Origin of the sequence: Actinophytocola xanthii (assembly GCF_001921205.1) — a bacterium.
GTDB classification, from domain to species: Bacteria; Actinomycetota; Actinomycetes; order Mycobacteriales; family Pseudonocardiaceae; genus Actinophytocola; species Actinophytocola xanthii.
This window is the reverse complement of the sequence record NZ_MSIE01000045.1, coordinates 74229-88863: the sequence shown is the minus strand read 5'-3', so window position 1 is coordinate 88863 and position 14635 is coordinate 74229. Positions and strand designations below refer to the sequence as shown.

Here is a 14635-nt window from a genome sequence, read left to right as displayed (position 1 = left end):
GATTATCCGTTGGCGCGCTGGTGGGGTCGTTTAGGTTGCGTCCAGCTCTCACAGCGGCGGGACCAGGACGTATGCGGACGACAGGCAGTCGGGGGACCCTCAGGGGAGGCGTTGGCCGATCAGCAGGGCGCTCCCGGCGGCCGCCAGCGCTGCCAGCGTCCCGAGCATCAGCCAGGGTCTGCTTGCGTCGGCGTCTTTGGTTTCATACCCGATCTGCTCACCGAGCGTGTCGTACACCCTGTGCAGCTGGTCGGCGGTGGCCGCCCGGTAGAACTCGCCCCCGGACAGCCGCGCGATCTCCCGCATGGAGGCGTCGTCGACCGGCACCGGCTGGGTCTTGCCGTCGATGGTCACCTGGCCGTTCTCGGTGCCGAACGAGATCGTGGACACCGGGACCTCGGCCTCGGCGGCCGCCCTGGCCGCCGTGAACGCCCCGCGCGGGGCGTTGCCGTCGTCGGTCGGGATCGTCTGCTTGCCATCGGTCATCAGCACGATCCGGGCCGGCGGCGCGCCCTCCACCCCGCTGATCACCTGGGCGAACCCGTCGATGGCCTGCAATGCGGCGAAGATCGCCTCACCGGTCGCGGTGGACTCGGCCAGACGAAGGTTGTTGATCGCGTTCGCCACGCTGTCGCGGTCGGTCGTCGGCGAGACCAGCACGGTCGCGGTACCGGCGAACGCGATCAGGCCGAGGTTGATCCCGGGGGTGAGGCCGGTGACGAAGTCCTTGGCGGCGTCCTGGGCCGCCCGCAGCCGGGTCGGCTTGACGTCGGTCGCCTCCATCGACAGCGACACGTCGATGACCAGCATCACCGTGGCCCGGTTGCGGGGCACCCGCTGCTCGGCGGTCGGCCCGGCCATCGCCGTCGTCAGCAGCATCAACGCGATCACCAGTACGACCGCCGGGACGTGCCGGATCCAGCCCTGCCGCTTGGGCACCACCCGCTCCAGCAGCTCCAGGTTGGTGAAGCGCATCGTGCGCCGGTGGCGCATCCGCTGCACGACCACGTAGCCGGCCACGATCGCCGCGACGACGACCAGCAGCAGGAACCACCACGGTGCGGCGAAGTCGTGAAAGGTCAGGTCGAACATCAGGCCACCCCTCCCCCGGACCATCGACGCTTCCTGGCGACGACGAACCGGACCGTGTCGGCGATCCAGTCGGAGTCGGTACGCAGGACCAGGTGCCCTCCCCCGCTCCGGCGCACCGCCGCCGCGACCTTGGCCCGGTGCTCGGCGGCCGCCGCGGCGAACTCCCGGCGCAGCAGCGGCGAGGCGTGCACCTCCCGCTGGCGCCCGGACTCGGGATCGGCCAGGACCACCGTGCCGATGTCGGGGAGATCGACGTCGCGGGGGTCGAGCACCTCGACGGCGATCAGGTCGTGCCGGGCCGACAACGCGCGCAGCGGCCGCTGCCAGGCGAGGTCGCCGAGGAAGTCCGAGACCACCACGGCCAGCCCCCGCCGGCGCGGCGGGCGGCGCAGCTGCTCGATGGCGTCGGCCAGGTCGCCCCGCACCCCCTCGGGCGCGCGGGGGGTCTCGGCGATCTTGCGGACCAGGCCGCGGGCATGGGCGAGCCCGCCCCGGGCCGGGACCCGGACCGTCCGCTCCCCGGTGGCGATGATCGCGCCGATCCGGTTCCCGCCGCCCCCGGTGAGGTGGGCGACGGCGGCGGTCGCCGCGATCGCGAGGTCCCGCTTCTCGCAGGCGGCGGTGCCGAAGAACAGGCTGCCGGACAGGTCGACGACGACCCAGGTCTCCAGCTCGCGGTCGGCGACGGTCTCGCGGATGTGCGGCACGGTCGTCCGCGCGGTCACCGCCCAGTCCATCCGGCGCACGTCGTCGCCGGGCTGGTAGGTCCTGGCCTCGCCGGGCTCGGTGCCGGGGCCGGGTACCAGACCGAGGTGGTTGCCCTGGAGCAGCCCGTCCAGCCGGCGGCGCACGTCGAGCTCGAGCAGCCGCAGGCCGTGCTCCATCCGGTCGCCCTGCATGATCGGCGGCGCCCAGCCAGGGCGCTCGGCTGTGCCCTGCTGCTTGTCCCTCACGACATGCCGGCCACTCCGACCGGCGGCGGCTGCACACCACCCGACTGGGGCCGGGCGGTGACCTGCGGCAGCGGCACGGTCTGCAACACGCGGGAGACGATGTGGTCGAGCGGCACGCCGTCGGCGAGCGCGTCGTAGGAGAGCACGAGGCGGTGGCGCAGCACGTCGGGGACCACGTCCACCACGTCCTGGGGCAGCACGTAGTCGCGGCCGCGGATCAGCGCGAGGGCACGGGCGGAGGCCACGATGCCCAGGCTCGCCCGCGGCGAGGCGCCGTAGGCGACCCAACCCGCGACGTCGCCCAGCCCGTGCTCCAGCGGCGTGCGGGTGGCGAGCACCACCCGCACGGTGTAGTCGACGAGCGCGTGGTGGACGAAGACCCGGGAGGCGACGTCCTGGAGGCGGACCAGCTCCGCCGGAGTGAGCACCTGCTGGGGCACGGGAGGGGCCACACCCATCCGGTAGACGATCTCCCGCTCCTCCTCCGCCGTCGGGTAGTCGACGACGATCTTGAACAGGAAGCGGTCGCGCTGCGCCTCGGGCAGCGGGTAGACGCCCTCGTTCTCGATGGGGTTCTGGGTGGCCAGCACGAGGAACGGGTCGGGCATCGGGAAGGTCTGGCCGCCGATCGAGACGTGGCGCTCGGCCATCACCTCGAGCATGGCCGACTGGACCTTGGCCGGGGCCCGGTTGATCTCGTCGGCGAGGACGAAGTTGGCCACCACCGGCCCCAGCTCGACGTCGAACTTCTCGCTGCCCTGCCGGTAGATCCGGGTGCCGAGGATGTCGGCGGGGACGAGGTCGGGGGTGAACTGCACGCGGGTGAACGACCCGCCGACGACCCTGGCGAAGGTCTCGACGGCGAGGGTCTTGGCCACGCCGGGCACGCCCTCCAGGAGCAGGTGCCCCCTGGAGAGCAGGCCGACCAGCATCCGCTCGACGAGCCGGTCCTGGCCGACGATGACCCGCTTGACCTCGAACACGGTGCGCTCGAGCAGCTGGGCGTCGCGTGCGGGCGTACTGGGCTCGTTCCCGTTCACCGACTCCGCCGGCTCGGTCACAGACCAACCTCCTCGTGAAGCGTCACTTCTCCCACGAGTCAAGGCAACCCGACAATCGGTGTGACGGATGTGAAGCTCGCCCCGGCGCCGACCGTCCACATGCTCCGGCTCACCCGTTCGGGAGCGGCCCTCAGAGCAGGCGGGTCACGTAGGGGACGATGCCGCCGTAGCGGACGGGGGCGACCCTGACCCGCGAACCGGAGTACGGGGCCTCGACCATCTGGCCGTCGCCGAGGTAGAGCGCCACATGGTGGATGCGCCCGCCGGTCGCCCAGAACAGCATGTCGCCGGGGCGGCGCTGGCTCAGCGGGTACCGCGGCCCCGCCTGCGCCTGGTAGCCGCTGTAGTGCGGGAGGTGGAAGCCGGCGCCGGCGAAGGCGTAGATCATCAGGCCGGAGCAGTCGAAGCCGACCTTCGCGTAGTCGCCGTAGAGGTCCGCGACACCGCCGTCCCGGATCCCGCGGGTGGGGCCGAAGGCGTTGCCGCCGCCCCAGGCGTACTGCACGCCGAGCTGGGACAGCGCGCGGGAGATCACCGTGCGCACCCCGCCGCGCACCGAGACGGCGGCCGAGCCGCCGCCACCTCCACCGGAGGCGGCGCTCGCGGCGTTGGCCGCGTCCTCGCGCTGCTTGGCGGCGAGCCAGTCCCGGTAGCGCTGCCGCTGGCTCTCCAGGCCGCTGACCTGGGCGCGAGCGGCCGCGAGCTCCCGTTCGGCGCGGGTCTTCTGCGCCTGGATCACCCTGGTCTGGGCGACCTGGTCCCGCTGGGCGCGCCGGGCGGTGGCCGTCGCGGCGTCGGCGGCCACCTTGGCCCGCCCGGCCGCCGCCTCCCGGTCGGCGGCCAGCGCGAGCGCGGCGCGTGCCGCCGAGTCCTTGTTGGCCTTGTCCGTGCGCGCCACCTCGAGGTCGTCGAGGGCGTCGAGCTGGCTGTCGCCGACGATGTTGAGCAGCTGGGCGCGGTCGAGCAGGTCACGCGGCGAGGTGGCGCCGAGGTAGGCCGACAGCGAGCCGACCGTGCTGCCCTGCTTGTAGCTGCTCGCCGCGAACTCGTCGAGTGCCTCGCGTGCGTCGTCGATCTCGGCGGAGGCGCCGTCCGCCGCCGTCCTCGCCGCGGTGGCCTCGGCCCTGGCTCTGGCCGCCTCGTCCTGCGCGGCCCGCAGGTCGACCAACGCCTTGTTGGCCTCCTCCATCTTGAGCTCGACGTCGGCCTGCAGCGCGATCAGGCGGGCCTCGGCCTGGGCCACCTGGTTGGTCAACCGCCCGACCCTGGCCGCCCGCGCGTTGGCGGCGGCCCGGGTGGTGCCGAGCTCGTCGTCGCTCGGGTTGGGCGGGGGCGGCGGCACGGCGCCGGCCTGCTCCGCGCCCAGGGCCAGCACGAGCAGCACCGCCGCGACGGTGGCCACCCACCGCCGTCCCCGACCGCTCACCAGGCCTGCGCCCACGACCCACCGCTCTCGCCGCCACTGTGTACTGCGTTTTCTTTGGTACCAGTTGTCACAGGAGAAACAGGGTCCTCTTCCACCACATTCAGCCGAACGAGCACTGGGGGAGATACGGAAAGTTACGGCGTGGCGGGCTGCGGGTGGCGCAACGATCCCTGCGCTCCGGGCGATAATCTGCGGAACCAGCACCACGGTCTCGCGCGTCGTAACCGGTGCTTGGACGTCTTCGCCGGTCGACACAAGGGGTGTGACCGGGAACGCAGGAGGGGAACCGTGAGCTATCCAGGTTCAGGCGGCCCGTGGCAGCCGAACGATCCGAACCAGCCGGGCAGCGGGCCGTTCCCCGCCCAGCCCCAGCAGGGTTACCCCCAACAGGGTTACCCCCAGCAGGGTTACCCACAGCAGGGCGGTTACCAGCAGGGGGACTACCCGCAGCAGGCTGGTTACCAGCCTCAGCCGGGCCACCCGACCGGCCCGCAGCCGGTACAGCCGGCCTACCAGGCCTACGGCCAGCCGGGCTACGGGCCTGGCGGCCCGCAGGCACCCCGCAAGCGCAAGGGCCCGGTCATCGCGGCGATCGCCACGGTGCTGGTCATCGCGCTCGGCGTCGCGGGCACCGTCTTCTTCCTGAACCGGGGCGGCGACGACCAGGCCGGGCAGGCGAACCCGACCGAGGCGGCGACCAACCTGGTCAACAGCCTGAGCCAGGGTGACGTGCTCGGCGTGCTGGAGAGCCTGACCCCCGCCGAGTCCGCGCTGATGGTCGAGTTCAACGCCAGGTCGACCCAGCGGCTCAAGGAGCTGAACGTCTACAAGGACGACGCCGACCCGAACAAGCTGCACGGTGCGTCGATCGAGGCGAAGAACCTCAAGTACGACGAGAAGGGCGCGGAGAAGGTCAACGACCACCTGACCATCACCAAGCTCATCGGCGGCACCGTGGGCGTGCGGGCCGACCTCAGGGAGATGCCCTTCACCCAGGAGTTCCTGGACGCGGCGTTCCCCGAGGGCGTGGCCGTGAACGAGTCGACCAACGAGCAGGTCGACGTCGCCGACATCGTCAAGGAGACCGGCCAGCCGATCCGGATCGCCACGGTCAACGTCGACGGCGAGTGGTACCCGAGCCTCTTCTACACGGTCGCCGACTACGCGCTGACCAGCGCCGGCAAGAAGTGGCCGTCGACGTCGATCCCGAACAACGGCACCGACGACGCCGAGGGCGCGGTCAAGGAGTTTGTGCAGGCCTCGATCAACTCCGACGTCGAGCGGGTCATCGAGCTGCTCCCGCCGGACGAGATGGGCGCACTGCACGACGCGGGCCCGGCGCTGCTGGAGGAGATGGGCGGGACGACCCCGGCCGCGGGAGTGGAGATCTCCACCCTGGAGACCGAGGTCACCGACGCGGAGAGCGGCGGCAAGAAGGTCATGCTCGCCGAGCTCGAGGTCACCGTGGAGGGCGAGACCGTCAAGATCCGCCGTGACGGCGACTGCTACGTGGCCGAGGTCCAGGGTGAGAACCAGCCGCTCTGCGCGGAGGACGTGGGCAAGGAGATCGGCGGCACCGGCATGAGCCCGGAGATGCAGCAGGCGCTGACCCACCTCGCGACCGGGATGCTGAAGAACACCGGCGTCGTCGTGACCGAGTTCGACGGCAAGTGGTACGTCAGCCCGCTGCGGACCTACACCGAGCTGGGCCTGTCCGCGATGAGCGACCTGACCCCGGAGGACGTCATCGCGCTGGTCACCCAGGGTCGGTGACCGGCTAGACCGTCAGGCACCACCGTGGCCCGGCTCCCCCGCAGGGAGCCGGGCCACAGTCGTGTGCGGGCCTCGGCGCTACCCTGCGCCATGACCCTCGACCTGTTCGCGGGCGTCGCGGTGGACGACTTCGCGGCGGCGCTGGAGTGGTACGAACGGCTGTTCGGCACCCCGCCGGCCTTCTTCCCGCACGACACCGAAGCGGTCTGGGCGCTCGCCGAGCACTGCCTGGTCTACGTGGTCCGGCGCCCGGAGCACGCCGGCCACGCCCTGCTCACGCTGATGGTCGACGACCTCGACAGCCGGGTGGCCGGGGTGGCCGAACGCGGGGTGGAGCCGGAGAACCGGGAGACCTACGGGAACGGCGTACGGAAGATCACCTACGTCGACCCCGAGGGGAACGAGATCGCGTTCGGGCAGGTCCCGCCGGGCTCCTGACGACTCAGCCCTCGAGGAACTCCAGCCGGTTGCCGCAGGGGTCGTCGGTGTGGAAGCGCCGGCGGCCGGGGATCTCGGCCGGGTCGGCCCAGCGGACGGGGTGGCCGGCCCGCTCCACCGCTGCGGCGGTGGCGTCCACGTCGACGACGAAGGCGGGATGTGCCTTGCGCGCCGGCCGGAAGTCCTCCTCCACGCCGACGTGCAGCTCGGCGTCCGGACCGCCGCGGCCCGGCACGCGGAACCAACATCCGCCGCGAGGGGCCAGCAGGGGCGGTTTCGACAGCTCGGCCCACCCGAGCACACCGGTGTAGAACGCGCGTAGACGATCTTCGCTGCCGGCCGGGGCGGCGATCTGGACGTGGTGCAGCATGAGGACGACCCTCCTTGGCGTCGAATACAGGACAAGCGTACTGTTTGCGTCGAGACAGGTCGTTCCCGAACACCACACACCACAGGTCGGATGGAGTTGGATGTGACAGCACCCACGAGCAGGGACAGCTTCGGCGCCCGCCAGTCGCTTTCCGTCGGTGACACCAGGCACGAGGTGTTCCGGCTTGACGCCGTCACCGGTTCCGAACGCCTCCCCTACAGCCTGAAGATCCTGCTGGAGAACCTGCTCCGCACCGAGGACGGCGCCAACATCACCGCCGACCACGTTCGCGCGCTCGCCGGGTGGGACCCGTCGGCCGAGCCGTCCACCGAGATCCAGTTCACCCCCGGCCGCGTCGTCATGCAGGACTTCACCGGCGTGCCGTGCGTGGTCGACCTCGCCACGATGCGCGAGGCGGTGACCGAGCTCGGCGGTGACCCGGCCAAGGTCAACCCGCTGGCGCCGGCCGAGCTCGTGATCGACCACTCGGTGATCGCGGACGTCTTCGGCCGCCCGGACGCCTTCGAGCGCAACGTCGACCTCGAGTACGAGCGCAACAAGGAGCGCTACCAGTTCCTGCGCTGGGGCCAGTCGGCGTTCGACGAGTTCAAGGTGGTGCCGCCGGGCACCGGCATCGTGCACCAGGTGAACATCGAGCACCTCGCCCGCGTGGTGATGACCAGGGGCGGCCAGGCCTACCCGGACACCCTCGTCGGCACCGACTCACACACGACCATGGTCAACGGGCTCGGCGTGCTCGGCTGGGGCGTCGGCGGGATCGAGGCCGAGGCGGCCATGCTCGGCCAGCCGGTGTCGATGCTCATCCCCCGCGTCGTCGGGTTCAAGCTGGACGGCGAGCTGCCGCCCGGCGCGACGGCGACCGACCTGGTTCTGACGATCACCGAGATGCTCCGCCAGCACGGCGTGGTCGGCAAGTTCGTCGAGTTCTACGGCGTGGGCGTGTCCGCGGTGCCGCTGGCCAACCGCGCCACGATCGGCAACATGAGCCCCGAGTTCGGCTCGACCTGTGCGATCTTCCCGATCGACGGGGAGACCGTCGAGTACCTGCGGTTCACCGGCCGCTCGGCCGAGCAGGTGGCGCTGGTCGAGGCGTATGCCAAGGAGCAGGGCCTGTGGCACGACCCCGAGTCGGAGCCGGCGTACTCGGAGACGCTCTCGCTCGACCTGGGCACCGTCGTCCCGTCGATCGCCGGCCCGAAGCGCCCGCAGGACCGGATCGCGCTGACCGATGCCAAGCCGGCGTTCCGCGGTTCGCTCGCCGACTACGTCGGCCACGGCGTGACCGGCGGCGAGGACCGTAAGGCCGGCGTGCCGCAGCAGGAGAAGCCGTTCGGGGCGGACTCCCCCGTCGACGAGGCCGCCGCCGAGTCGTTCCCGGCGAGCGACGCACCGAGCCACGACACCAAGGACAACGGTGCCGGCGCGCCGGCGCACGCCCTGTCCGCCGCCGAGGGCGCCGGCGACCGGCCGAGCAACCCGACCAGGGTGACCGTCGACGGCGCGTCGTTCGAGCTCGACCACGGCGCGGTCGCGATCGCGGCGATCACCTCGTGCACCAACACGTCCAACCCCTCGGTGATGATCGGCGCCGCGCTGCTGGCGAAGAAGGCCGTGGAGAAGGGGCTCTCCCGCAAGCCCTGGGTGAAGACCACGCTCGCGCCCGGCTCGAAGGTGGTCATGGACTACTACGAGCGCGCCGGTCTGCTGCCGTACCTGGAGAAGCTGGGCTTCCACCTGGTCGGCTACGGCTGCACGACCTGCATCGGCAACTCCGGCCCGCTGCAGGAGGAGATCTCGGCGGCGGTGAACGACGCCGACCTCGCGGTGGTGTCGGTGCTGTCGGGCAACCGCAACTTCGAGGGCCGGATCAACCCGGACATCAAGATGAACTACCTGGCGTCCCCGCCGCTGGTGGTCGCCTACGCGCTGGCCGGCTCGATGGACAAGGACATCACGACCGAGCCGCTGGGCACGGGCACCGACGGCGAGCCGGTGTACCTGTCCGACATCTGGCCCAGCCCGCAGGAGATCCAGGACGTGGTGGCCTCGGCGATCTCCTCGGAGATGTTCACCACCGACTACGCCGACGTCTTCGCCGGCGACGACCGCTGGCGGTCGCTGCCGACGCCCACCGGCAACACGTTCGAGTGGGACGCGTCGTCCACCTACGTGCGCAAGCCCCCGTACTTCGAGGGCATGGCCGCGGAGCCCAGCCCGGTGGAGGACATCGCCGGCGCCCGGGTGCTCGCGCTGCTGGGCGACTCGGTCACGACCGACCACATCTCCCCCGCCGGCGCGATCAAGCAGGACTCGCCGGCCGGCCGCTACCTCACCGAGCACGGCGTGGAGCGCAAGGACTTCAACTCCTACGGCTCGCGGCGCGGCAACCACGAGGTGATGATCCGGGGCACGTTCGCCAACATCCGCCTGCGCAACCTCCTGCTCGACGGCGTCCAGGGCGGCTTCACCCGCGACTTCCTGTCCGGCGGCGAGCAGACGACGATCTACGACGCGGCCGTGCACTACGCGGAGGAGGGCGTGCCCCTGGTCGTCCTGGCCGGCAAGGAGTACGGCTCCGGCTCCTCCCGCGACTGGGCGGCGAAGGGCACGTCGCTGCTCGGGGTGCGCGCGGTGGTGGCGGAGTCGTTCGAGCGCATCCACCGCTCGAACCTGATCGGGATGGGCGTGCTGCCCCTGCAGTTCCCGGCCGGGGAGACCGCGTCGTCGCTGGGCCTGAACGGCACGGAGACCTTCGACATCTCCGGCATCACCGCCCTCTACGACGGCGACACCCCGCGCACGGTCGCGGTGACCGCCACCCGCGAGGACGGCTCGACGGTCGAGTTCGACGCGGTGGTCCGCATCGACACCCCGGGTGAGGCGGACTACTACCGCAACGGCGGCATCATGCAGTACGTCCTGCGCAAGATGATCCAGCGGTAGCTCGCACGTAGGAAACGGGCGGTCGGCGATCTCGCCGGCCGCCCGTTCGCTGTTCCCACCGCTGGTCGTCGGTGCGGAACGAGAGGGTCGCTTCCCCCGTCCAACGGTTCTACCGTGTGAGCTGGAGGACATGTCGCCCCGCCGGGGACGAGGCGACGTCGGCAGGGGGAATGGCGATGTCCGAGGGAAATCCGCTCGTCGCGCAGTCACAGGACACGACGACGGCCGTCACCGGGATCGGGATCGCCGAGTCCGCGCAGGGCCTCGCGCAGGGGGTGAGCGACGGGGACTGGGTGGAGGCCGGCCTGTCGGCGGTCGGCGTCGGCCTGGAAGTGCTCTCGCTGGTGATCGACCCCCTTGGCACGCTTGCCTCCTACGGGGTCTCCTGGCTCATCGAGCACGTCCGGCCGCTGAAGGAGGCGCTGGACTGGTTCGCCGGGGACCCGCCGGTGATCCAGTCGTTCTCGCAGACCTGGGCCAACGTCGCCGCCGAGGTCGCCGCGGTGTCCCAGGACTACCTGCGCGAGGCGCGGTCGGGCACGGCGGGGTGGAGCGGGCAGGCCGGCGAGGCCTACCGGACCCACGCCACCGAGAGCGCGGACGCCCTGGCCGGGGCGGGCGTGCTCGCCGACGGGATCTCCGCCGGTGTGATGATCATGGGTGAGGTCGTGGCGTTCGTCCGCGAGTTCATCCGGGACCTCGTGGCCGACCTGGTGGGGCGGCTGATCGCCTGGGCGCTGGAGGCGGCCGCCACGCTCGGCCTGGCCACGCCGGTGATCGTGGCCCAGGCCACCGCCGCGATCTCCAAGACCGTGGCCAAGGTCGCCGACGTCGTGCGCAAGCTGGTCAAGACCATCGGGAACGTCGGCCCCCGCATCCGGAAGATCCTCGACAAGCTGGACGAGATCATCGCCAAGCTCGCGAAGCTGAGGAAGGCCGACGCACCCGGCGGCACCAGCCCCTCCGCCGCGCGCGGCGGCTCCTCCCCCGACGCTCCCACGACCCGCGGCTCGGACGGCACCAGCCCGTCGTCCACGTCGGACGCCGACGCAGCGGGCGGCACGACCCCGAGCGGGGCGGCCGGTGGCCGGCCAGGCGGCGGTAAGCCCGGCGGCGGGGACAGCCCGGGAATGCGGGACAACGCCGGCAACCCCAAGACCGACGCCCGCGACACCGAGTGCACCCCCGGCTCGGGTGAGCCGATCGACCTGGCCACCGGCCAGATGTACCTGGAACAGTTCGACGTCGACCTGAAGGGCACGCTCCCGCTGCTCCTGCAGCGGACCCACTACTCCTCCTACCGCGTCGGCCGGTTCTTCGGTCGTTCCTGGTCCTCCACCCTCGACCAGCGGATCGAGGTGGACGACCAGGGCGTGTACTTCGCCGACGCGGACGGGGCGCGGCTGGTTTACCCGGTGCCGCCCGCGGACGGCACCGCGGTGTTCGCCGAGTTCGGGGCGCGCTGGGCGCTGCGCCGGACCCCGGAGGGCTACACGGTCGAGCAGCCCGAACGCGGGCGGACCCTGTCCTTCGCCGGACCGGGCGAGTTGCTCCCCCTCACCCGGCTGGCCGACCGCAACGGCAACGAGATCACGTTCTCCTACGACGACCAGGGCGCGGTCACCGGGATCCGGCACTCCGGCGGATACGACATCGGCGTGGACACCGAGGACATGCTGGTGCGGCGGCTGTGGCTGCGGGGCGCGCAACCGGTCACGCTCATGCGCTACCGGTACGACGAGCGCCGGCGGCTGGTCGAGGTGGTCAACTCCTCGGACAAGGCACACCGGTTCACCTACGACGACTCGGGCCGGATCGTCCGGTGGGAGGACCGCAACGGCGAGTGGTACGAGTACGAGTACGACCAGTGGGGCCGGTGTGTCCGGACCAACGGTTCGGGCGGCGCCATGGCCTGCTCCTGGGTCTACGACACCGGCTCGACGGTCTTCACCGACTCCCGCGGCACCGCGCGGACCTACTACTTCAACGACCTGTTGCAGGTCGTGCGGGAGGTCGGCCCGGGCGGCGAGGAGACCCGGCGCGAGTGGGACCGCTACGACCGGCTGGCCTCCCAGACCGACCCGCTGGGCCGCACGACGCGCTACGAGCGCGACGCGGCGGGGAACCTCGTTCGGATCGTCCGCCCCGACGGGAGCCACGCGACCGCCGAGTACAACGAGCTGGGGCTGCCCGTCCGGATCGTCGACCCCGACGGCGCGGTGTGGCTGCAGACCTACGACACGCGCGGAAACCTCGTACAGGCCACCGATCCGCTCGGCGCGACGACGGTCTACCAGATCGACGACCGCGGCCGGCCAGTCACCATCACCGACGCTGAGGGCGGCATCCAGCGGCTGGAGCACGACGCGGCCGGCCTCATCGTGGCCGTCACCGATGCCGTGGGCGCCATCACCCGCTACCGGCGGGACCAGTTCGGTCGGGTCGTCGAGATCACCGGCGCGACCGACGCGACCGAGCGGTTCACCTGGACGGTCGAGGGCCTGATGATGTCGCACACGCAGGCCGACGGCGCGACCGAGCGGTGGTTCTACGACGGCGAGAGCAGCCTGGTGCGGCACGTCGACGTCCTGGGCAACGTCACGACGATCGAGACGACGCACTTCGACTTCCCCCGCTCGGAGGTCGGACCGGACGGCTCGCGACTGGACTTCGCCTACGACACCGAGATGAACCTGGTCGCGGTCACCAACGCCCGCGGCGAGGTCTGGCGCTACGGCTACGACGCGGTCGGCCGGCTGGTCGAGGAAACCGACTTCGGCGGCCGGACGAGGCGCTACGAGCTCAACGCCGCGGGCGAGGTGATCGCGACGGTCAACGGGGCGGGCACGCGGATCGAGCTCGTTCGCGACGTGCTCGGCAACATCGTCGAGCGGCGGTCCGAGGGGGCCACCATCGCCAGCTACGAGTTCGACCCGCTCGGGCGGATCACGGCCGCGCGCAACGCGGACGCGACCGTCGTGTTCGAGCGGGACCGGCTGGGCCGGGTCGTCGCCGAGACCGTGAACGGCAGGACCGTGCGCTCGGCCTACGACCTGCTCGGCCGGCGGGTCTCCCGGGTGACCCCGACCGGCTCGACGATGACGTGGTCGTTCGACGCCGAGGCACGGCCGGCGACCCTGCGGACCGCGGGACGGGTCATGTCGTTCGGCCACGACGCGCGGGGGCGCGAGGTGGAGCGGTCGATGAACACCGGCACGGCCCTCACCCAGGCGTGGGACGTCTGCGACCGCCTGGTGTCCCAGGCCGTGGCAGGCGGACCGGCCGCCCGGGTCGTCCAGCGCCGCGCCTACCGGTACCGGGTGGACGGTGACCTGATCGCCATCCAGGACCAGCTCGACGGCACGCGCCGGTTCGAGCTGGACCCGGTGGGCCGGATCACCGCGGTGGACGGTCCCACGGGCAACGAGCGGTACGCCTACGACCGGGTCGGCGAGATCGCCGCGGCGGCCTGGCAGGGCGGGACGGCCGAGGCGCAGGGGCCGCGCGAGTACGCCGGGTCCCGGCTGGTGCGCGCCGGAAACGTGCGCTACCAGTACGACGCGCAGGGCCGCGTGGTCATGCGGCAGCGGAAACGGCTGTCGACCAAACCCGACATCTGGCGCTACAGCTGGGACGTCGAGGATCGCCTTGTCGGGGTGGTGACCCCGGACGGCACGAGCTGGCGCTACCGGTACGACGCGCTGGGCAGGCGCATCGCGAAGCAACGCCTGGCGCCCGACGGCCGGGCCGCCGAGCGCACCGACTTCACCTGGGCAGGTGAGCACCTGGTGGAGCAGGCGCACAGCGGGGGGCGGGCCACCACCTGGGTCCACCACCCCCGGACCGGCGCCGTGCTCACCCAGACCGAGCGGGTGATCGCCCGGGACGCGCCACAGCGCTGGGTCGACGAGCGGTTCTACTCGATCGTCACCGATCTCGTGGGTACCCCGACCGAGCTCGTCGACGACGCCGGAGAACTGGTCTGGCGCCGGCAGACGACCGTGTGGGGCCAGGCGCTCGAAGGCCTCCGGCAGCGCGCCTACACGCCGTTGCGCTTCCCCGGTCAGTACCACGACCAGGAGACCGGGCTCGACTACAACCACCACCGGTACTACGACGCCGAGGTCGGCCGGTACTACAGCGGCGACCCGCTCGGCCTGCTGCCGGCGCCGAACCCGGACGCCTACGTGCCCAACCCGCTCACCTGGTCCGATCCCCTCGGCTTGGCGGCGAGCCAGGCCAGGCGGGGGCCGTGCCGGTGCGGCGAGATCAGGCCGGACGGCAGGCGGGTCGGCATCGACCCGTCCCACGACGAGCACTGGGTGAGCCCGGACGCGTACGCCAGCGCGGCCGCCCGGGAGCACCGCAACGCCGCGCGCACCGAGGAAGGCGCCACGAGCACGGGGCAGCACGGTGCGGGATATCGTGCCGCCGCACGCGGCCTGCGGGAGGAGGCCCGGAACCGGGACCTGTTGCCGGAGGTGCGCGAGGCCCTGCTGCGCATCGCGAAGCGCTACGAGGCCAGGGCACGAGGTATCGACCACAACATGTAGGGAAC

Annotated in this window: 9 protein-coding genes; 4 read left to right on the top strand and 5 right to left on the bottom strand. The window is 71.8% G+C overall.

Translation table 11 applies throughout. The features are described from left to right. Positions 1 to 99: 99 nt before the first annotated feature. The 4 genes from BU204_RS23870 to BU204_RS23855 form a co-directional block, all read right to left on the bottom strand. On the bottom strand, positions 100 to 1092 hold the full coding sequence (locus BU204_RS23870) for a VWA domain-containing protein (RefSeq protein ID WP_408608042.1): 993 nt from the start codon (positions 1090 to 1092) through the stop codon (positions 100 to 102). Next, positions 1092 to 1991, bottom strand: a complete 900-nt coding sequence (locus BU204_RS23865; RefSeq protein WP_075127994.1) for a DUF58 domain-containing protein — start codon at positions 1989 to 1991, stop codon at positions 1092 to 1094. The genes BU204_RS23870 and BU204_RS23865 overlap by 1 nt, the downstream gene beginning before the upstream one ends. Before the next feature lie 50 nt (positions 1992 to 2041). Next, on the bottom strand, positions 2042 to 3106 hold the full coding sequence (locus tag BU204_RS23860) for an AAA family ATPase (protein ID WP_075127964.1): 1065 nt from the start codon (positions 3104 to 3106) through the stop codon (positions 2042 to 2044). A gap of 130 nt (positions 3107 to 3236) precedes the next feature. Then, on the bottom strand, positions 3237 to 4532 hold the full coding sequence (locus BU204_RS23855) for an NlpC/P60 family protein (RefSeq protein ID WP_233160543.1): 1296 nt from the start codon (positions 4530 to 4532) through the stop codon (positions 3237 to 3239). Between the two features lie 288 nt (positions 4533 to 4820). Between BU204_RS23855 and BU204_RS23850 the strand changes: the two genes are divergently transcribed. Continuing rightward, complete coding sequence (locus tag BU204_RS23850; protein WP_075127962.1) at positions 4821 to 6305, top strand: flagellar basal body-associated FliL family protein; 1485 nt, start codon at positions 4821 to 4823, stop codon at positions 6303 to 6305. Between the two features lie 90 nt (positions 6306 to 6395). Continuing rightward, entirely contained in the window at positions 6396 to 6743 is a 348-nt protein-coding gene (locus BU204_RS23845; RefSeq protein ID WP_075127961.1) for a VOC family protein, read from the top strand. Positions 6744 to 6747: 4 nt separating this feature from the next. On the opposite strand, the gene BU204_RS23840 is transcribed toward BU204_RS23845, so the two are convergent. After that, positions 6748 to 7113, bottom strand: coding sequence for a VOC family protein (locus BU204_RS23840; RefSeq protein ID WP_075127960.1), 366 nt, complete (start codon positions 7111 to 7113; stop codon positions 6748 to 6750). 90 nt (positions 7114 to 7203) lie between these two features. Between BU204_RS23840 and BU204_RS23835 the strand changes: the two genes are divergently transcribed. Together BU204_RS23835 and BU204_RS23830 are read left to right on the top strand one after the other, a co-directional pair. Beyond that, complete coding sequence (locus BU204_RS23835) at positions 7204 to 10077, top strand: aconitate hydratase (RefSeq protein WP_075127959.1); 2874 nt, start codon at positions 7204 to 7206, stop codon at positions 10075 to 10077. Positions 10078 to 10253: 176 nt separating this feature from the next. Then, a complete protein-coding gene (locus BU204_RS23830) occupies positions 10254 to 14630 on the top strand; it encodes a DUF6531 domain-containing protein (protein WP_143229678.1) in 4377 nt (1458 codons plus the stop codon). The last annotated feature ends 5 nt before the right edge of the window (positions 14631 to 14635 follow it).